Annotated in this window: 18 protein-coding genes and 1 other RNA gene; 13 read left to right on the top strand and 6 right to left on the bottom strand. The window is 69.8% G+C overall.

The window, feature by feature from the left end; translation table 11 throughout:
• Positions 1-32: 32 nt before the first annotated feature.
• Entirely contained in the window at positions 33-224 is a 192-nt protein-coding gene (locus ADK54_RS21115) for a hypothetical protein (protein WP_053727229.1), read from the bottom strand.
• A 264-nt stretch (positions 225-488) separates the two neighbouring features.
• On the opposite strand from ADK54_RS21115, the gene ftsE reads away from it, so the two are divergent.
• The 5 genes from ftsE to ssrA all read left to right on the top strand — a co-directional run bounded on the left by ftsE (position 489) and on the right by ssrA (position 4452).
• Positions 489-1178 carry a cell division ATP-binding protein FtsE gene (ftsE, locus tag ADK54_RS21110; RefSeq protein WP_053727228.1) on the top strand — a complete coding sequence of 230 codons (690 nt, stop codon included), beginning with the start codon at positions 489-491 and terminating at the stop codon, positions 1176-1178.
• 46 nt (positions 1179-1224) lie between these two features.
• Positions 1225-2142, top strand: coding sequence for a permease-like cell division protein FtsX (gene ftsX, locus ADK54_RS21105; protein ID WP_053727227.1), 918 nt, complete (start codon positions 1225-1227; stop codon positions 2140-2142).
• A gap of 92 nt (positions 2143-2234) precedes the next feature.
• Positions 2235-3431, top strand: a complete 1197-nt coding sequence (locus ADK54_RS21100) for a S41 family peptidase (RefSeq protein ID WP_053727226.1) — start codon at positions 2235-2237, stop codon at positions 3429-3431.
• Positions 3432-3465: 34 nt separating this feature from the next.
• Positions 3466-3978, top strand: a complete 513-nt coding sequence (smpB, locus tag ADK54_RS21095; protein WP_053727225.1) for an SsrA-binding protein SmpB — start codon at positions 3466-3468, stop codon at positions 3976-3978.
• A 104-nt stretch (positions 3979-4082) separates the two neighbouring features.
• Positions 4083-4452: a transfer-messenger RNA gene (gene ssrA / locus ADK54_RS42690) on the top strand.
• Between the two features lie 63 nt (positions 4453-4515).
• Here the strand turns inward: ssrA and ADK54_RS21090 are convergent.
• Together ADK54_RS21090 and ADK54_RS21085 are read right to left on the bottom strand one after the other, a co-directional pair.
• A complete protein-coding gene (locus tag ADK54_RS21090) occupies positions 4516-4935 on the bottom strand; it encodes a hypothetical protein (RefSeq protein WP_053727224.1) in 420 nt (139 codons plus the stop codon).
• 54 nt (positions 4936-4989) lie between these two features.
• Complete coding sequence (locus ADK54_RS21085) at positions 4990-6216, bottom strand: MFS transporter (RefSeq protein ID WP_053727223.1); 1227 nt, start codon at positions 6214-6216, stop codon at positions 4990-4992.
• A 103-nt stretch (positions 6217-6319) separates the two neighbouring features.
• On the opposite strand from ADK54_RS21085, the gene ADK54_RS21080 reads away from it, so the two are divergent.
• The 6 genes from ADK54_RS21080 (at position 6320) to ADK54_RS21055 (ending at position 14527) form a co-directional block, all read left to right on the top strand.
• Positions 6320-7330, top strand: a complete 1011-nt coding sequence (locus ADK54_RS21080; protein WP_053727222.1) for a LysR family transcriptional regulator — start codon at positions 6320-6322, stop codon at positions 7328-7330.
• A 154-nt stretch (positions 7331-7484) separates the two neighbouring features.
• Positions 7485-8243 carry a hypothetical protein gene (locus ADK54_RS21075; RefSeq protein ID WP_159047856.1) on the top strand — a complete coding sequence of 253 codons (759 nt, stop codon included), beginning with the start codon at positions 7485-7487 and terminating at the stop codon, positions 8241-8243.
• A gap of 276 nt (positions 8244-8519) precedes the next feature.
• Positions 8520-10625 carry a bifunctional polysaccharide deacetylase/glycosyltransferase family 2 protein gene (locus ADK54_RS21070; protein WP_053727261.1) on the top strand — a complete coding sequence of 702 codons (2106 nt, stop codon included), beginning with the start codon at positions 8520-8522 and terminating at the stop codon, positions 10623-10625.
• Complete coding sequence (locus ADK54_RS21065; RefSeq protein ID WP_053727220.1) at positions 10622-11779, top strand: acyltransferase family protein; 1158 nt, start codon at positions 10622-10624, stop codon at positions 11777-11779. The genes ADK54_RS21070 and ADK54_RS21065 overlap by 4 nt, the downstream gene beginning before the upstream one ends.
• 143 nt (positions 11780-11922) lie before the next feature.
• The gene (locus ADK54_RS21060; RefSeq protein ID WP_053727219.1) at positions 11923-13260 is read left to right on the top strand and encodes an MFS transporter; all 1338 of its coding nucleotides are present in this window, start codon (positions 11923-11925) and stop codon (positions 13258-13260) included.
• Between the two features lie 103 nt (positions 13261-13363).
• The gene (locus tag ADK54_RS21055) at positions 13364-14527 is read left to right on the top strand and encodes a uroporphyrinogen-III synthase (protein WP_053727218.1); all 1164 of its coding nucleotides are present in this window, start codon (positions 13364-13366) and stop codon (positions 14525-14527) included.
• Between the two features lie 78 nt (positions 14528-14605).
• Here ADK54_RS21055 and ADK54_RS21050 read toward each other — a convergent pair whose 3' ends face one another.
• From ADK54_RS21050 to ADK54_RS45015, 3 genes are all read right to left on the bottom strand, one after another.
• Complete coding sequence (locus ADK54_RS21050; protein WP_053727217.1) at positions 14606-15289, bottom strand: DUF2637 domain-containing protein; 684 nt, start codon at positions 15287-15289, stop codon at positions 14606-14608.
• Positions 15290-16227: 938 nt separating this feature from the next.
• Positions 16228-16509 (bottom strand): hypothetical protein, encoded by a 282-nt coding sequence (locus ADK54_RS21045; RefSeq protein WP_053727216.1) that lies wholly within the window; start codon positions 16507-16509, stop codon positions 16228-16230.
• 73 nt (positions 16510-16582) lie between these two features.
• Entirely contained in the window at positions 16583-17311 is a 729-nt protein-coding gene (locus tag ADK54_RS45015) for a hypothetical protein (RefSeq protein WP_053727215.1), read from the bottom strand.
• A gap of 535 nt (positions 17312-17846) precedes the next feature.
• Here ADK54_RS45015 and ADK54_RS21035 point away from each other — a divergent pair.
• Both ADK54_RS21035 and ADK54_RS21030 read left to right on the top strand, forming a co-directional pair.
• Complete coding sequence (locus ADK54_RS21035) at positions 17847-18320, top strand: hypothetical protein (protein WP_053727214.1); 474 nt, start codon at positions 17847-17849, stop codon at positions 18318-18320.
• A 291-nt stretch (positions 18321-18611) separates the two neighbouring features.
• Complete coding sequence (locus tag ADK54_RS21030) at positions 18612-18893, top strand: hypothetical protein (protein ID WP_053727213.1); 282 nt, start codon at positions 18612-18614, stop codon at positions 18891-18893.
• Positions 18894-19357: the final 464 nt, after the last annotated feature.

Here is a 19357-nt window from a genome sequence, read left to right as displayed (position 1 = left end):
CCCGGGGCCCTCTTCGCGTACGGACCGGCGGATCAGACGGTCTGGTGGGCCAGCAGGGCAAAGGCCCCTATCAGGACGATCAGCAGGGTCACCAGCGCCGCGGGGCTCAGGGCCCCCCACTGGCTCTCCTGCTGCAGGCGCTCCCGGTTCGCCCGGCAGACGCGGCAGCGGCCCTCGCTCACGGGCGCCGCGCAGTTGGCGCACACCAATCGGTCATAGGTCATGCGCTCTCCTCCTCCCGCGCGGCGGAGCCGGCGCATACAGCTGTCAAACCGCTATCTCTCCGCTCAACGCTCAGGGAAACGCAACCGTTCCCCCTACCACTGTGCCAGCTCCCGCGCGTTTCGGCGCGCCCCGCCTGATTCATCCCGGTCCCGCCCCCGTAACCCGAGGGACATAAGGTGCATCCCCGGACGCGGCCTGCGCGGGCTCCTTCCGTTCGCGTAAGGTCACGCACACCTATACCCCCGGCCGACCGTGGTGCACCCGTGATCCGATTCGACAATGTCTCCAAGACCTATCCCAAGCAGAACCGACCAGCCCTGCGGGAAGTCTCCCTCGACATCGAGAAGGGGGAGTTCGTCTTCCTCGTCGGCTCCTCCGGTTCCGGGAAGTCGACCTTCCTGAGACTCGTCCTGCGCGAAGAGCGCGCCAGCCACGGGCAGGTCCACGTGCTCGGCAAGGATCTGGCCCGGCTCTCCAACTGGAAGGTGCCGCACATGCGGCGCCAACTGGGCACCGTCTTCCAGGACTTCCGGCTGCTCCCCAACAAGACCGTCGCGGAGAACGTCGCGTTCGCCCAGGAGGTCATCGGAAAGCCGCGCGGCGAGATCCGCAAGGCCGTGCCGCAGGTGCTCGACCTCGTCGGGCTCGGCGGCAAGGAGGACCGCAGGCCCGGTGAGCTCTCCGGCGGTGAGCAGCAGCGCGTGGCCATCGCCCGCGCCTTCGTGAACCGGCCCATGCTGCTCATCGCGGACGAGCCGACCGGCAACCTCGACCCGCAGACCTCCGTCGGCATCATGAAGCTGCTCGACCGGATCAACCGGACCGGCACCACCGTAATCATGGCGACCCACGACCAGAACATCGTCGACCAGATGCGCAAGCGCGTCATCGAGCTGGAGTCCGGCCGTCTCGTACGAGACCAGGCGCGCGGCGTCTACGGCTACCAGCACTGAGCGCCGTAGAGCACTCGTCGAGCACTGAAAGGCTGAAATCGTCGCCATGCGCGCTCAGTTCGTTCTCTCGGAGATCGGGGTAGGTCTCCGCCGCAACCTGACCATGACGATCGCCGTCGTCGTCTCCGTCGCCCTCTCGCTGGCCCTGTTCGGCGGTTCGCTGCTGATGCGGGACCAGGTCAACAACATGAAGGGCTACTGGTACGACAAGGTCAACGTCTCCATCTTCCTCTGCAACAAAGCCGACGCCGAGAGCGTCGCCAAGTGCGCCAAGGGCGCGGTGACCGCCCAGCAGAAGAAGGACATCGAGGCCGACCTCAAGAAGCTGGACGTCGTCCAGACGGTGTCGTACGAGTCGGCCGACGAGGCGTTCAAGCACTACAAGGAGCAGTTCGGCAGCTCCCCGATGGCAGGTTCCATCACCCCGGACCAGATGCAGGAGTCGTTCCGGGTCAAGCTCAAGGACCCGGAGAAGTTCGCCGTGGTCGCCACCGCCTTCGCCGGCCGCGACGGCGTCCAGTCCGTGCAGGACCAGAAGGGCATCCTGGAGAACCTCTTCGGGCTGCTCAACGGCATGAACGTGGCGGCGATGCTGGTCATGTTCGTGATGCTGATCGTCGCGCTGATGCTGATCGTCAACACCGTGCGCGTCTCGGCCTTCAGCAGGCGGCGCGAAACGGGGATCATGCGCCTGGTCGGCGCCTCCAGCTTCTACATCCAGGCGCCGTTCATCATGGAGGCCGCCTTCGCCGGGCTGATGGGCGGCGTGGCCGCCGCGGGCTTCCTGGTCGTCGGCCGCTACTTCATGATCGACCACGGGCTCGACCTGGCGCACAAGCTGAACCTCATCAACTTCATCGGCTGGGACGCGGTGTTGGCCAAGCTGCCTCTGGTGCTCGCGGCGAGCGTCCTGATGCCCGCGCTCGCGGCCTTCTTCGCGCTGCGCAAGTACCTCAAGGTCTGAGCCCTGTCCGAACCCCGCGTGTGACATGCGCCCCGGGCGCCGTAGGAGCAACAGCCCCTACGGCGCCCGACGTTTGTCCTAGACTCGGCGCCATGTCGGGCCCGGAGCTCTGTCCCAGGCCCCGCGGCGTGCGCCGCGGGGCGGCTCTGGCATTGGTCTTCGCGAGCGTCCTGGTGACGGCGGCAGCCACCAACTGCCTGCCGCGTGTCGAGCAGAGACCACCCGCATTGGCGGCCGGGACCGCGGCGGCCCCGCTCGACCCGCGCGCGGGACACACCACCCGCAGGGGCGACCGCACCGCCGAGGACGTGACCCGGGCGGCCGCCGAGGCGCAGGCCGACGGCAAGTCCGCCACCCGCGCCGCCGAGGAGGCCGTGGGCCGCAGCGGGGACCGCTGGGGAGCGGTGTACGACAAGGACCAGTACGCGCAGTACACGGACGCCCTCGACGGCCGCTACACCGGCGTCGGCCTCTGGGTCGTGCGCACCGCCGACGGCCGTATCCAGGTGACCCGGGTGCAGACCGGCGGCCCCGCCGCCCGCGCCGGCGTCCAACCCGGCGATTTCCTGCGCAGCATCGACCACTGGTCCGCCGACGGGCAGCCCGTCACCGAGGCCGTCTCGCGGCTCCGCGGCGACGCGGCGGGCAGCAAGGTCGTCGTCGGCCTCCAGCGCGGCTCGCGCAGCTGGCAGCAGACGCTGGACCGGGCGGTCCTCGACACCCAGGACGTGGCCGTCGAAAAGCTCTCCGCCAAGGTCGTCATGATCAAGGTGACGGCCTTCACCAAGGGGTCGGGCGAGCGGGTCGGCGCCGCGGTGCGCCAGGCCCCCAAGGACGCCGGGATCCTGCTCGACCTGCGGGGCAACAGCGGCGGCTTGGTCGGCGAGGCCGTCACCGCCGCCTCCGCCTTCCTCGACGGCGGCCTGGTCGCCACGTACGACGTGCACGGCAAGCAGCAGGCCCTGTACGCGGCCGGCGACGGGGACGGCGCGAGACCCCTGGTCGTGCTGATCGACGGCGGCACCATGAGCGCGGCCGAACTCCTCACCGGCGCACTCCAGGACCGCGGCCGCGCGGTCACCGTCGGCTCGCGCACCTTCGGCAAGGGGTCGGTCCAGATGCCGACCGGCCTCGCGGGCGGCTCGGTCGCCGAGCTGACCGTCGGCCACTACCGCACGCCCTCGGGCCACGGCCTCGACGGCAAGGGCATCACCCCCGACCTTCCGGTCACCGACCGCCCCCTCGAACACGCGGAGACCGTCCTGAGCGGTCTGGGCGGCACGTCTTAAACCTGTTGCGCCAGGGTGCGAAAATGGCTGCACTATGGCTAAGAACACGGGCAAGGACAAAGAGAAGGACAGCAAGCGCAAGCTGGTCGCGCAGAACAAGAAGGCACGGCACGACTACCTCATCATCGACACCTACGAGTGCGGTCTCGTGCTCACCGGCACCGAGGTGAAGTCGCTGCGCCAGGGCCGCGCCTCGCTGGTCGACGGGTTCGTCCAGATCGACGGCGGCGAGGCCTGGCTGCACAACGTGCACGTGCCGGAGTACGCGCAGGGCACCTGGACCAACCACAGCGCGCGGCGCAAGCGGAAGCTGCTCCTGCACCGGGTCGAGATCGACAAGCTGGAGTCGAAGTCGGGGGAGTCGGGCCACACGATCGTGCCCCTCGCCCTGTACTTCAAGGACGGCCGGGCCAAGATCGAGATCGCGCTGGCCAAGGGCAAGAAGGAGTACGACAAGCGGCAGACGCTGCGCGAGAAGCAGGACCGGCGCGAGACGGACCGGGCCATCTCGGCGGTCAAGCGCAAGGAGCGGGCGAGCCTGCGCTAGACCCGCGCCGGGGCCCGCGCGGAATAGGCTGGCACCCTCGGGCGTTGGTCACGTACGATGGCATCAGTCCCTCACCGCAGGGGCGCCTTTTGAAAACACCACATGGGGATGATCGGTTTCGACAGCGGATGTCGAAGCAGGGGAAGCGTGTCGAGGAAGCGGCAATGATCTCGTAAACCATATGTCGCAAACAATAATCGCCAACACCAAGCGCGATTCCTTCGCCCTCGCTGCCTAAGTAGCGACTTGCGAAGTGTCAGCCCGGGGCTGTTCCCGACCCGGATCCTGGCATCAGCTAGGGAACTAAACTTCTAGACCCGGTCACGGGGTTTAGAAGGAAATCAAACAGTGGCTGGGCCCGTCGGCGACTTGTTCGCGTGATTGCCGGGGCCGAGAAAATCGCAGCGAACTGCACACGGAGAAGCCCTGTTTTTGCACCGTTGGACGCGGGTTCGATTCCCGCCATCTCCACAATTCCCATGTAGGCGAGGGCCCCGCTGTTTCGACAGCGGGGCCTTTGTCGTGTCCGGGGCCGGGTCAGGCGACCGGCTGGCCGGTCAGCATGCCGAGGAGCTGGTCCATCTCGTTGCGCCACAGGCGGTGCACGTTCATGCGGGTCGGCTTCGGCTGCCCCGGCAGCTGGCAGCGGAACGAGCTCCACAGGGTGTTCCGCCGTACGTCGCTGATCATCCGCATCGCCTCGGCCGGCGGGATCGCGGTGACGATCTCCTGCGGCCGGTTGTTCCAGCGGCTGGCCCGGTGCAGGAGCACGGCCTGCTGGGTCACGGTGATGAAGTAGTAGGTCAGGAAGCACTGGCCTATGAGGCCGAGCATGCTCATCAGCCAGACGCTGGGGCCCGCCACCGCCTGGATCATGACGAGCGGGCGGTCCTGCGGGTTGGCCTGCGCGATCGCCTCGGCGACCTGCTGCTGGATGGTCGACTTCTTCATGGCCATGGGGATGGGCCTTCCTGATACGTGGTCATGCTCAAGCGGAGGGGGACGTCCCGCTTACCGGCGGGGCGGTGCAGCGTACCGTCCGGATCCGGCCACGCTCACCACCAGGGCGACGGCCGCCGCGCAGACCGGGACCAAGTAGCCCATGTCCGCGCCCGCTTGCTCGATGACCTGGCCGCCGGTGGCCGAGCCCACCGCGATGCCGCCGAGGATCGCGGTGACGGCGAGGGTCATGCCCTCGTTCAACTGGCCCTCGGGGGTGCGGCGCTGGACCAGCGTCATGCCGGTGACCATGGTGGGCGCGGTGGCGGCGCCCGCGCACAACAGGGCCGCCGCGAGCGCCGCGAGCGAGCCGCCGGTCCGCGCCGTGAGCAGCGGCAGACACATCAGTACCGTCATGGCCCCGACGCAGCCGACGAGCCGCCCGGACATGTCCCGGGCCGGGCGCACTGTCCCGTACAGGAGTCCGGCGACGCACGATCCGGCCGCCTGGAGGGCGAGCACCCCGCCCGCCGCTGAGGGGTGGCCCAGCCCGTCGGCGTACGCGATGGTGACGACCTCCAGGGAGCCGAACACCACGCCGGTGGCGAGGAAGACCGCGAGCAGCGGGGCGAACCCCCTTGCCCTCAAGGGGGATTTGGCGGCAGGCGTACGGGGTGCGGCGGGCGGCTCGGTCGCGCGCTGGGCGGTGAAGAGCAGCATGCCCGTCATCAGCAGGACCGTGCCGACCAGCGTGCCGGCCTCGGGGAACAGTGCCGAGCAGAGGAAGGCCGCGGCGACCGGGCCGAGCATGAAGCAGAGCTCGTCGGCGGCCTGCTCCAAGGAGTTGGCGGTGTGCAGGGCGGCCGGATCATCGCGGTGCAGGTGGGCCCAGCGGGCGCGGGACATGCCGCCGGTGTTGGGGGTGGTGGCGGTCGCGGCGTACGCGGCGAACAGGGTCCAGTCCGGGGCGCCGAAGTGCACGCAAAGGAGCAGGACCAGCGAGCCGCAGACCGCAACTGCCGTTGCCGGTAGGGCAATTCGGGCCTGGCCGTGCCGGTCGACGAGCCGGGCCGTCCACGGGGCGACGAGCGCGGTCGCGGCGAGGCCGGTGGCGGTGACGGCGCCTGCGAGGGCGTACGAGCCGCGCGCGCCCGCGATCATGATCACGGCGCTGACGCTGAACATGCCCATGGGGAGCCGGGCGACGAGGTTGCCGAGCGTGAAGGCACGGGCGCCAGGGGTGCGGAAGAGGCGTATGTACGGGTTCGGGCGGCGGGCGAGCGGGGTCGTTTGCGGCATGCCCCGATCCTTGCGGCGCCCTGGTGATGGGGTCCAACACCTGATCAGGGCCCATTCACGCACCCTTGTTGTCAACGCCCTTGATGTTGTTGACTTCCCCCTCGTGCCCCACGACCTGGACCCGCGGCTCCTTCGCTCGTTCGCCGCCGTCGCCGACGAACTGCACTTCACCCGCGCCGCCGCCCGTCTGTTCGTCGCCCAGCAGGCGCTGAGCCGCGATGTCCGGCGCCTGGAGCGGGAGTTGGGCGCCGAGCTCTTCGTGCGGACCACCCGGGCCGTCGCACTCACGGCGGACGGGGCGCGGCTGCTGCCGTACGCCCGCAAGGTGCTCGCCGCCCACGACGAGCTGCGTGCCGCGTGGGCGGGCGCAGGGTCCGCGCGGCCGCTGCTCGTGGACGTTTCGGCGCCCGTCGGCACCGGGGCGCGGGTGCTCGCCGAGGCCCGCGAACAGGCGCCCGGCGTCGAGTTCGTGGCCCGGTTCATCAGCGGGCTCACCGGCGCGGCCGCCGAGATCCTGGCCGGGCGGCTCGACGTGTCCTTCGGCCGGGCGGCCGGGCTCGACCCGGCGGTGCTCGCGGGGCTCGGCCACCAGCCGGTGCGCTACGAGCGGATGGCGGTGCTGCTCGATCGGGAGCACCGGCTCGCGGGGCTTGCCGAGGTGCCGTTGGACGCGCTGGCCGGCGAGACGCTGTACGCGGCGGCCGGAAATCCGGCCACCGCCGAGTGGACCGACCTGGCGGACCGGCTCTTCGCGGGGCGTGGCATCGAGATGGCGGCGCCGTTCCCGGAGATCGCGGGGGAGGAGGAGTTCGTCCGGGTGGTGCGCAAGCAGGGCTGGTCGGTCCTGGCCAGCACCGAGTTCATGGACGTGCCCGGCATGGTCGTGCGCCCGCTGACCGGACCCGTACCGCTGGCGCCGGTGTCGTTGGTGTGGCGCAAGGGGCTCTCACATCCCGGCGTGGACGTACTGCGGCGGGTCGCCAACGAAGCCTCGGCGGCGCGCGGCTGGCTGGAGAAGCCCGCCGAGAGCTGGCTGCCGGAGCCCGACATGTCCCTGATGGCGGCTGATGCCCCGCATGTGGCCCGCCGAAGGCGAACATCGCGCGATACGTGAATACATGTCCACAGCCACGTGCGCTACATTCATCGCCCGGGTGCGGCGGGATATGGGGGCGCTCGGAACGGGTGGGGTTTCCCCGTTCCGGATGGTGGCGCCCGGGAGTCGTGCGCGCAACCCGCGAAACACATTTCAGGGAGTGCGTACGAACATGGACAGTCGGATATCCAACGGGCCGGGCGGACAGCCCCGCCCCGGCCACCCGGTGGGTGACCAGCCGCCGCGCGACCAGACGATGCAACTCGGCGTGTTCGCCGAGGAGTTGACCACGCCCACGCGGCGGCTGACCAAGCCCGATCCGCGGTTGGTCAAGCCTGAACCGAAGGCGGTCAGGACCGATCCGCAGCTGATCAAGCCCGATCCGCGGGCGGCCAGGCCCGATCCGCTCGCGACCGCGCCCACACGACAGTTGGCCAACCCCGATCCCGAGCCCGTTTCGCGGTCCATGACCCAGAAGATCCCGATCTTCAAGCCGCTGCGGGCGGCCTCGGCCGAGCAGGCCGTGTTCGTCGACGTCAGCGGGAAGCGCGGCAAGAAGCTGCGCTGGCTCGGCTGGCTCTTCGGGCTCGCCGCCACCGGCTTCGCCGTGGCGCTCGTCGGCTCGCTGCTCGGCGGCAGCGCCCGCGCCCCCGGTCTCAACCTCCCCGACAAGGCCGACGCCGTGACGGCGCCGCCCAAGGCGACCGCCTCGGAGGCCCCGCAGCCGAAGGCGTCGCCCTCGAAGAAGGCCGTGGTCCCCGTGCACAGCGCCTCCAAGGCGCCCTCGCCGAAGTCCTCCAAGTCCTCGCACGGCGCCACCCCCGTCACGGGCCACAGCCCGGTCGACACCAAGGTCTCCCCGCGTCCCGGCACCTCGCACAAGCCGGTCACGCGGGCAGCCGCCCCCTCCGTCGGCAAGACCGGCGCCTGAGCACCGCCGTCCCGGCCCGCCCGCAGTGGTCCGGACGGCGCCCTGAGCGGTCTTGGTGAAGGCAGAGCCTGTGTCTAAACCCCGCCCGGGCCCGCGACGGGGTTTAGACACAGGCACTCAGCCCACCGGCCCGCACTAGACGCGCTCCACATCCCGCGGAGCGCTTGGCACCAACCCCGTACGGCCACCACGGCGTACCGGCCCGAAGGCGTAACGACACCTGCCATGAGAACCACCAAGGCCAAGCCGCGGCCAGCGCGACGCAAGCGGCTGCCCATGCGCTATCTGCTGCCGCTGCTGCTGCTCGTCGCGCTCGTCGCGATGCTGATGCTGCGCGGCTATGTGCACAGCGAGATCCAGGCGGACCACCGCGTACGCGACCCCGCACCCACCGACAAGGTGCCCGAGAAGATCATCGACGGCGGGCCGGTCATCGACGCGCGCAACGCCGCCAAGCCGGTCAGCCTGCAGATACCGGACCACAAGATCGTCATCACCTTCGACGACGGCCCGGACCCCACCTGGACGCCGAAGGTCCTGGACGAGCTGAAGAAGTACCACGCGCACGCCGTCTTCTTCGTGACCGGAACCAACGCCTCGCGCTACCCGGACCTCATCAAGCGCATGGTGGCCGAGGGGCACGAGGTGGGCCTGCACACCTTCAACCACCCCGACCTGTCCTACCAGTCGAAGTCGCGCATCGACCGCGAGCTCTCCGAGAACCAGCTCGCGCTCGCGGGCGCCGCGGGCGTGCACAGCTCGCTGTTCCGGCCGCCGTACTCCTCGTTCGCCGACGCCATGGACAACGACACCTGGCCGGTCGTCCAGTACGTCGGCAGCAAGGGCTACGTCGTGGCGCTCGACTCCACCGACAGTGAGGACTGGCAGCGGCCCGGCGTCAAGAAGATCATCCACAACGCCACTCCGGAGGACGACAAGGGCGCCATCGTCCTGATGCACGACTTCGGCGGCGACCGCTCGCAGACCGTGGCCGCGCTCGACAAGTTCCTGCCGGACATGCAGGAGTCGGGCTACACCTTCGTCAACCTCACCACCGCGCTCGGCGCGCCCAGCGCGCTGACCCCGGTCAAGGGCATGGACCTGTGGAAGGGCGAGGCCTTCGTCGGCGCCGTCCAGGTCGCCGAGCACACCACCGACTTCCTGGTCGCCGGCCTCGCGGTCGTCGGCGTGCTGGTCTTCGCCCGCTTCGGGCTGATGCTGGTGCTGTCCTTCGTGCACGCCCGCAAGGTGCGCAAGAAGGACTTCCAATGGGGCCCGCCGGTCACCGAACCGGTCTCGGTCCTGGTGCCCGCGTACAACGAACGCGAATGCATCGCCAACACTGTTCGTTCGCTCATGGCGAGCGATCATCCGATCGAAGTGATCGTCATCGACGACGGTTCGAGCGACGGGACCGCCGACATCGTCGAGGCGCTCGGCTATCCCAACGTACGCGTGGTGCGCCAGGAGAACGCCGGCAAGCCCGCCGCCCTCAACAACGGGATCGCGCACGCCCGTTACGAGCTCGTCGTGATGATGGACGGCGACACCGTCTTCGAACCGTCCACCGTCCGCGAACTGGTGCAGCCCTTCGGCAACCTGCGCGTCGGCGCCGTCGCGGGCAACGCCAAGGTCGGCAACCGCGACTCGCTCATCGGCGCCTGGCAGCACATCGAGTACGTGATGGGCTTCAACCTCGACCGCCGCATGTACGACCTGATGGGCATCATGCCCACCATCCCCGGCGCGGTCGGCGCCTTCCGCCGCCAGGCCCTGGAACGGGTCGGCGGCATGAGCGAGGACACCCTCGCCGAGGACACCGACATCACCATGGCCATCCACCGCGACGGCTGGCGCGTGGTCTACAGCGAGAACGCCCGCGCCTGGACCGAGGCCCCCGAATCCGTCCAGCAGCTCTGGTCGCAGCGCTACCGCTGGTCGTACGGCACCATGCAGGCGATCTGGAAGCACCGCGGCGCCATCAAGGACCGCGGCGCCTCGGGCCGCTTCGGCCGCATCGGACTGCCGCTCGTCGCCCTGTTCATGGTGGTGGCCCCGCTGCTCGCCCCGCTGATCGACATCTTCCTCCTGTACGGAATCGTCTTCGGCAAGACCGAGCAGACCATCGTGGCCTGGCTCGTCGTGCTCATGATCCAGGCGGTGTGCGCGGCCTACGCCTTCCGGCTCGACAAGGAGAAGCTCACACACCTGCTCTCGCTGCCCCTCCAGCAGGTCCTGTACCGGCAGTTGATGTACGTCGTGCTGCTCCAGTCCTGGATCACCGCGGTGACCGGCGGCCGACTGCGCTGGCAGAAGCTGCGCCGCACCGGCGTGGTCGAGGCGCCGGGCAACCCGGCCGCACGGAAGGCGGCGGCGGGATGACCTCGTACGTGGAAGTTCCGGGAGCGGCGGCCACCCCCGCCGCCCCGGCGCCCCGGGCGCCCGTGCGCGACCGGTACTTCGATTTCCTGCGCGCCCTCGCCCTGTTCCGGGTGGTGCTCTACCACCTGATGGGCTGGGCCTGGCTGCCGCTCGCCTTCCCGTCCATGGGCGTGATGTTCGCGCTCGCCGGAAACCTGATGGCCCGCTCCCTGAAGCGGCCCGCCGTCCAGGTCGTACGGGGCCGCCTGCGCCGGCTGCTGCCGCCGATGTGGCTGCTCGGCGCGGTCGGCATCACCGGCATGCTCGCCCAGGGCTGGGGCCCCGACTCCGACGGGCACCCCGCCTGGTGGTGGGGGCACCTGCTGTTCTGGGTGGTCCCGCTGAGCGACCCGCCGTACGGGGCCGGGCTGCCCGGCATCCACCACGTACTGGGCGACAACTGGGGCGCCAACCTGGCCGAACCGCTCTGGTACCTGCGCGCCTACCTGTGGTTCGTGCTGCTCTCGCCGCTGTTCCGGACGATGCTGCGGCGCCTGCCGTGGCTGACGATCCTCGCCCCGGTCGCGATCGCCGCGCTCGTGGACTTCGTGGACCTGGGGCTGCCCGAGCGCATCGACTCCGCTCTCACCGACTTCGCCACCTTCGGCGCATGCTGGATCCTCGGCATGGCCCACCAGGCGGGCGTCACGCGGAAGTTGCCGAACTTCCTGATCCCCTCGCTCGCCCCCATCGTGATGGCGCTCGGCTACTGGTGGGCGGTGCGCGGCGGGTTCTCGATCACCGGCGACACCGAGCTCGACTCGATCCCGCTCGCGCAGACCCTGTGGTCGCTCGGCGCGGTGCTCCTGCTGCTGCACATCAGCCCCTCGTGGGAACAGTGGCCGGCCCCGCTGCGCCGCTGGGACCGCCTGATCACCCTGCTCAACTCGCGGGCCGTGACGGTCTACCTGTGGCACAACCTGTGCATCCTGGTCGCCGCCACCGTCTGGGACGACCTGTGGAGCATCGACGCGCTCGCGGGCGCGGGCAAGTTCCTCAACAGCTCGTGGCCGGTACTCGCCGTGACCTGGGTCCTCATCGGCCTGTGCGTGCTGTGCTTCGGCTGGGTCGAGGACGTCGCCGCCAAGCGCCGGCCCCGGCTCTGGCCCGCCTGACGGACCCGGGCGGCGACGGTCTCACCGCCGCCGCCCGGACCCCGTGAAGACAAGGTTGCACCCCGGTCACCCGGCGGCACGCGGCCGAAATGCTCCCTCCCTACGGTCGCTGTCACGTGAAGCGAAGCGACCGTGGAGGCATGATGGCTGGCCGTTGGATCGAGCGGTGGGACCCCGAGGACGACACCTTCTGGCGGGAGACCGGCGAGCGCGTCGCCCGGCGCAACCTCTTCCTGTCCGTGTTCTGCGAACACATCGGGTTCTCGGTCTGGAGCCTGTGGTCGGTGATGGTGCTCTTCATGGGCCCCGGCTACGGAGTGGACCCCGCGGGCAAGTTCTTCCTGATCTCGGTGGCGACCCTCGTCGGCGCCCTCGTCCGGATCCCCTACACCTTCGCCGTCGCCCGCTTCGGCGGCCGCAACTGGAGCGTCATCAGCTGCCTGCTGCTCCTGCTCCCGGCCGGCGCCGCCTGGCTCGCCATGGAGCCCGGCACCTCGTACACCACGTTCCTCCTGGTCGCGGCCCTGGCTGGGGTCGGCGGGGGCAACTTCGCCTCTTCGATGACCAACATCAACGCCTTCTTCCCGCTCCGCAAGAAGGGCTGGGCGCTCGGGCTCAACGCGGGCGGCGGCAACATCGGCGTACCGGTGGTGCAGCTCGTCGGGCTGCTCGTCATCGCGACCGCCGGAGCCACCCACCCGCGCATCGTGCTCGCCGTCTACCTCCCGCTGATCGTCATCGCCGGGCTCTGCGCGGCGCTGGGCATGGACAACCTGGCGCCGGTACGCAACGACACGGGCGCCGCCAAAGAGGCGCTGCGGGACGCGCACACCTGGATCATGGCGTTCCTGTACGTCGGCACGTTCGGCTCCTTCATCGGCTACGGCTTCGCCTTCGGCCTCGTGCTCCAGACCCAGTTCGGCCGGACCCCGCTGCAGGCCGCCTCGCTCACCTTCATCGGGCCGCTGCTCGGCTCCGTGATCCGGCCGGTCGGCGGCCGTCTCGCCGACCTGTACGGCGGCGCCCGCATCACCCTGTGGAACTTCGCCGCGATGGCCGCCGCGACCGGCGTCGTCCTGTACGCCTCCGTCCAGAAGTCGCTGCCCGTCTTCCTCACCGGGTTCATCGCCCTGTTCGTACTCAGCGGGCTCGGCAACGGCTCCACGTACAAGATGATCCCCGGCATCTTCCAGGCCAAGGCGCTCGCCCGCGGGCTGTCCGGCGAGGACGCGGCGGCCTACGGGCGGCGGCTCTCGGGGGCGGCCATGGGGTTCGTCGGGGCCGTCGGCGCACTCGGCGGGCTCGCCATCAACCTCGCCTTCCGGCAGTCCTTCCAGACCGCGGGCACCGGCACCGCTGCCTTCGCCGCCTTCCTGGCCTGCTACGCGGCGTGCTTCACCGTGACCTGGGCGGTATACGTACGCCGAGCTGCACGGACACCCCTCGCCGCCGTGCCCGCGCCCACCTACGCCGAGGTGTGATCCTTGTCGGTGGGGGGTGACGTAACACCCGGGAAACCACGGTGAACCCCGGGCGTCACGCCCCGTTGGCAGGCTCGGACGCCCCCGCACCACCTGGAGAGTCATGTCCGCAGAAGCAGAAGCGGCCGCACCGCACGGTCCGGGCGGGCCCCTCGGTGGATTTACCGTCGGCGTCACCGCTGCCCGCCGGGCCGACGAGCTCGCGGCGCTGCTCACCCGCCGCGGGGCCGCCGTGCTGCACGCGCCCGCGCTGCGGATCGTGCCGCTCGCCGACGACAGTGAACTCCTCGCCGCCACCCAGGAGTTGATCGCCAAGGTGCCCGACACGGTGGTGGCCACCACCGCCATCGGTTTCCGCGGCTGGGTCGAGGCCGCCGACGGCTGGGGGATGGGGGACGCGCTCCTGAAGACCCTCAAGGGCGTCGAACTCCTCGCCCGCGGGCCCAAGGTCAAGGGCGCGGTCCGGGCCGCCGGGCTCACCGAACAGTGGTCGCCCTCGTCCGAGTCGATGGCCGAGGTCCTCGACCGGCTGCTCGCCGAGGGCGTCGCGGGCCGCCGCATCGCGATCCAGCTGCACGGCGAGCCCCTGCCGGGCTTCGTGGAGGCGCTGCGTGCGGGCGGCGCCGAGGTCGTCGGGGTGCCGGTCTACCGCTGGCTGCCGCCGCAGGACTTGGCACCGCTGGACCGGCTCCTGGACGCCACCGTCTCGCACGGCCTGGACGCGCTCACCTTCACCAGCGCCCCGGCCGCGGCCTCGCTCCTGAGCCGGGCCGAGGAGCGCGGCATGCTCGCCGAGCTGCTGCTCGCCCTGCACGACGACGTGCTGCCCGTCTGTGTCGGCCCGGTCACCGCGTTGCCGCTCCAGGCCCGCGGTGTGACCACGCTGGCCCCCGAGCGCTTCCGGCTGGGCCCTCTCGTCCAGCTCCTGTGCACCGAACTCCCGGCCCGCGCAAGGGTGTTGCCCCTGGCCGGCCGCCGCGTCGAGATCCGCGGCCACGCGGTTCTGGTGGACGGCGAGCTGAAACCCGTCCCTCCGGCCGGCATGGCCCTGCTGCGCGCCCTGGCCCGCCGCCCCGGCTGGGTGGTGGCCCGCGCCGAACTCCTTCGCGCACTGCCCGGCTCGGGCACGGACGAACACGCCGTGGAAACCGCGATGGCCCGCCTGCGCACGGCACTTGGCGCCCCCCGGGTCATCCAGACAGTGGTGAAGCGCGGCTACCGGCTCGCGCTCGACCCGGCGGCGGACGCGAAGTACGCGGAGGGCTGAGCGGGCCCGGCCGAGTGGCGTGCTCGTCGAACGGTCCGCCCAGAAGTGGCGTGCTCGTCGAACGGCCGCCTCAACCGCCTATGGCCTCTTCTTGAGTCCGTTCACCATGTCGAAGGCGTGCCGGGGGCCGGGCCGGGGCGAGAACTGGCCGACGAGTTCACGGAAACAGACCAGGGCGGTGATCGGCGGAATTCCGACGACTACCATCGCGAAGAGGGAATGCGGCGCCTGGCCGATACACATGGCCACCGCAGTGCCGGAAGAGATCAGCATCACCGCCCAGGACCGCCGGGCGGTTCGGTGCTGAACGGATGCCCGCAGGATGGACAGACCTGCCAACAGCCACGGCCCGTACACCGTCAGCGGCCACCAGCGCGCCAACTGCGGCGATGCCCCGAGCAGCGCGATGATGCGCAGCTGATTGTACGAATAAGAGATGGACCAGGTCAGTATCGTCACCGCGCAGATGGTGATTATTGTGATCAGGATCGAGACGGCGATGATCCTCCGTTTTCCGGCGAGGACGTGAAATCCTGACCGAGGCCGCCGCCGGCTGACCTGGCGGTGCGAGTGCCTGTCGCCGTCCAAAGGGGGAGGCACCGGATCCACGCTGTGCGTCGGCTGCAGGATCCGGGCCAGTTCCTCGTCCGGATCCCAGACTTCCGACGGGGTCTCCGGATCTGGCGTGCGCCACATGTGCTGCACGTCGATCGGCTGGGTGTAATCAGGATATTGGTCTACCGCATCATAATCGGCTCTCATTCCGAATCCTTTCGATCACTTGCTTCTCCGTGCGCGGGTGGGGGTTGTCTCAGCCGGAGTGCGAGCCCTGGGCCGGCCATCCCGCCGTCGCGGCCTGCATGTATTCACTCTCCATCCGGCCGATGGTCGCGAGGAACTCCTCAAGCAGGTCCGAGCAGTGCATGAGACCTCCCGGCTCCCCAGAGTCTTCCTGGTGCGAGAGGAGCGGACGGGCCTTTTCTGCGTTCTTTTCCTTCAAAGTCACGATCGCCTAACGAGCATCACGCGGCGCGAGGCGTCGTACATTCGGGGGAATGTGGGCCGCTGAAACCCTCCTGTATATCGGATTACAGTCCCTGGTCGATGAAATTCCGAGACGTATTACAGGGTTTTGCCCCAGGGTGTTTTCAGCCAAGATCCATCGGGCCGGCCCGGAGCTTCAACTGGCGTATCGTTTCGGCTCGTTGGGCGGGACGAGCACGGTGACGGGGACTGTGTCCGGTCGTTGAACCGGGCGGTTGAGGGAAGTCACAAGAGGTCCCGGAACGCTCGTCGTCCCGGGACCCCGTGCCCTTCAACCACCCTGGCCGGTCCGCCGGGTTCGCGCGTCGAACGCGGGTCGGCGGCGCCGCGCGGAAGGAACGCCGGAGCTGGTGGCGACGGGGGCGCATTCTGAACCGGCGTCGTACTCGGTACGCGGCGGCTCGGCCCGAGTGATGGGCGGGCGGCCAACCGGCTGCGCCCGGCCCCGGACTGTGCCTGCGGCGCCGGGTCCAACGGCCGGCGATGCGCCAGGAGCCATCTCCCCCTGCGCCTCCGGGCCCGGTGACACCACCCCGGGCCATCCGCTCGCCGGGGGGTGGGAGTCGCGCCGGGCCCGGAGGCCAGTGGCCCTCGTGCGGGACCGCGAAGAACAGGACGAGGGCAGGGCCTTGACGGAAGGCGTGCGGCGCGGCTTGTCAGCCGACCTTGCTGTTGCAGCCCATGTCCGAGCCGAGGTGGGCGGGCTGCGCGCCCGGGGCGCCTTCGCCGTTGAGCCCGTTGCCCAGCAGGGCGTTGAGGGCGCCGACGCTGCCGAGGACATCGATGTTCATGTCGTGCGAGCGGCACTCGGAGTTCTGCATGATGTCGGTGTCGTGCGCGCCCTCCTCGCCGTGGGCGAAGGCGGTGCCGCCGCCGAAGGCGCCGAGGCCGCCGAGGACGGCGACGCCGACGAGGGCGACCTTCTGGATCTTGCGCATTTCTTCTCCGTTGGTCGAGCTGATGTGGTGTGCGACAGATGGAGTTGAGCGGTGGAGATTCGCGGAGAGGCGATCAGCCGAGTCGGGGCAGACCCAGCTGACCCACGGGCGGCGCCGCGAGCTGGCCGAGGCCGAGCCCGGGTACCTGCGGGGCGCTGGCCGGCGCGATCAGCGGGTTGATGAGCGGGTTCACCGTGGGGTTCACCTGCGGGTTCACCTGCGGGGCGACACGAGGCGCGGGCTCCGGGTTGAAGACCTGGGGCATGGCGACCTGGGGGGCGACCTGCGGAGTGACCTGCGGCGCCGCCTGCGGCATGATCTGCGGCTGCGGCCCGGCCTGTGCGACACCCGTCGACTGGGCGTAGGCGGCCGCCTGCGGCGGCGCCGCCGGGGGAGCCATCAGCGGCTGGGCGTACGGCTGCTGGTTTGAGTACTGCGTCGTGCTCGACGCGCTGGACACCGACGTGGCCTGCGCCCGGGGCGGCTGGTACTGCGGGGGTGCGTACTGCGGCGGCGGCGCGTACTGCGGTGGCGCGTACTGCGGGGGCGGCCCGTACTGCGGGTACTGCGGGGCTGCGTACTGCGGGGGCGGCCCGTACTGCGGGTACTGCGGGGGTGCGTACTGCGGGGGCGGCCCGTACTGCGGCGGCGCGTAGTCGGGTGCCGAGTACTGGGGACCAGGCGCCGGACCGGGACCTCCGTACCCGTACCCGGGTGAGTCGGCATGGCTGACGCCGACGCCGACGGCGGACAGACCGCCGGCCGCTGCTACTACGAGCGCGGCCTTGTGAAGCTTTCGCATGGAACCCTCGGCCCTTCAATACCTGTACAGGGGAAATCCGTTGCATTCAGTGCAGTCTTGCGTGCGCTCAGTCTGATATTCACACTGCGCCCAAGCGGGGGAAATGGGGGCTGCCTTGTGGACTTCACGCCGGAGTCGACGGTGGATCCCGTTGGCCCTCTCTCCGATTCGCGGTCGCCGCCTTCTCCCTGCTGGCAACGACGTTTCCTCCGGCCCGGTCACGGGATCCAAAATTCCGTCACCCATTTGCCATCACCCGCCGCACCACGGACGAGTGAGGACGTGCCGCTCCTGTCACGAACAAGTGCGAGCCGGACACTCCTGTGTTGACGATTCAGATGATGATTCGCACCCTTCGGCAAATGGGTGACCGCGCCTCGGTTCCCGTGACGGGAGCCGTACTCATCTCGTTCCGCACAGGGCCAGGACGATGGCCCATCGCAGCCGCACAGGACAGCGGAAACGGCACGGCTGCACTGGCTCATCCGCATTCCCATACGTTCCACGCACAGGTCAACGAAGGGCCGAGGGTTCCATGCGCAAGTTTCAACAGGTCGCGCTCGTCTTCGCAGCAGCCGGCGGGCTGTCCGCCATCGGCGTCGGCTCCAGCTCCGCCGTCGCTCCCGTTGCGTACAACGGCGCTGCTCCGCCCCCGATCGGGCAGCCGGACACCGCCCACGCCTCCTCGTCCTCGCAGGCCGTCGCGCGCAGTTACAGCACGCCCACCCAGCCGCAGGGAATGTCCCTGCCGCAGCCCTCTGAGGTCAGCCCGCAGGTCAACCCGCAGCTGAACCCGCTGATCTCCCCCCAGATCTCCCCGCAGACGGCCCCGGTGCCGGGCGGCTCGGTGGACCAGAACAACCTCTTCCGCCCGTCCCAGGAGTGCAGCCCGCAGAACCTGCTCAACGCGAATCTCCCCATCGCCGTACTCGCCGGCGCGGAGACCCACGGCGTCAGCTGCACCCAGGCCAACAACCAGGCGAACGCCCTCGCCCACGCGGAGCATTAAGGCTTTTGCCGCCAAGCCGTTTGATGGCTCTTAACCGAGAGCCATCAAAAGCGCGGCTGCGGCTCGTGAACTCTTCGACCTGGCCGGTCACCGCGGTGCGACCGCAGGTATGGGTGGTGGATGACGCCGAAGGGCCCGCCGGTTGGCATTACGACTTCAGAGTGCTTCCAGAACAACATCGCGGAACCCGGCGCGTCATCGGGCGGTTCAGGGGTATTTCGTATTAATTTCCGTGACCGTAAGGAATCGATCTGCCACGGATCGTATCCACTTCACTCCAACGGAGATGACATGAACAAGCTTCGCAAGGCCGCCGTTCTGGTCGCTGCTCTCGGCAGCCTCGGAATGCTGGCCGCTGGCACGGCCCAGGCGCACGACGGCGGCAAGGGCGGCGACCAGTTCAAGATCGGCCAGAGCAGCAACTGCAAGTCGCACGACCTGAACCTCGACGTCCTCGGCCAGGTCGGCCTGCTCAACGGCCTGCTGGGCAACGCGCTCAACGGCGAGGGCAACCCGGGTGCCCAGAACACCCACATCGGTTCGAGCATGGGCTGCAACAACAGCGCCTTCTAAACACGTGTCCGGTCACATAGTCGGCCGAAAACGGGAACAGGTCCCGGCACCGAGTCCAAGGCTCGGTGCCGGGCCCTTTTTTGTGCCGGAGCGGTCCTTCGGCAGGGGTGCGGGAGCTGGGCCCGACGACGTGCGGATTCGCCGATCAGGGCGTGTGCAAAGCGTTGGTGGGCAACGGGCGGCCGTGCGCGCCGGGCGCCCGCGTGACGGCCTCTGAGCGTGACGACGGGGCGGCGGCGGCCCGGGTGAGGGGATGCGGGTGGGGGCGCCGCTGCGGCCCTCGGCGAGGCAACGGCAAGGTCACCACGCCCGGCTCCCGCTGTTGACGGTTCCGGCCGTCGCTCCCGTCGTTCCCGTCGCTCCCATCTGCTCCCGTCCGCGACGGCTCGTTCTCGCCCGGGACGATTCGAGTGCACAACTGCGGGGCGGAATGTGGGAGTTCATCGGAATATACGATCGGTTCG

Source organism: Streptomyces sp. WM6378 (assembly GCF_001279695.1).
GTDB lineage: Bacteria > Actinomycetota > Actinomycetes > Streptomycetales > Streptomycetaceae > Streptomyces.
This window is presented reverse-complemented; position numbering and strand designations above follow the sequence as displayed.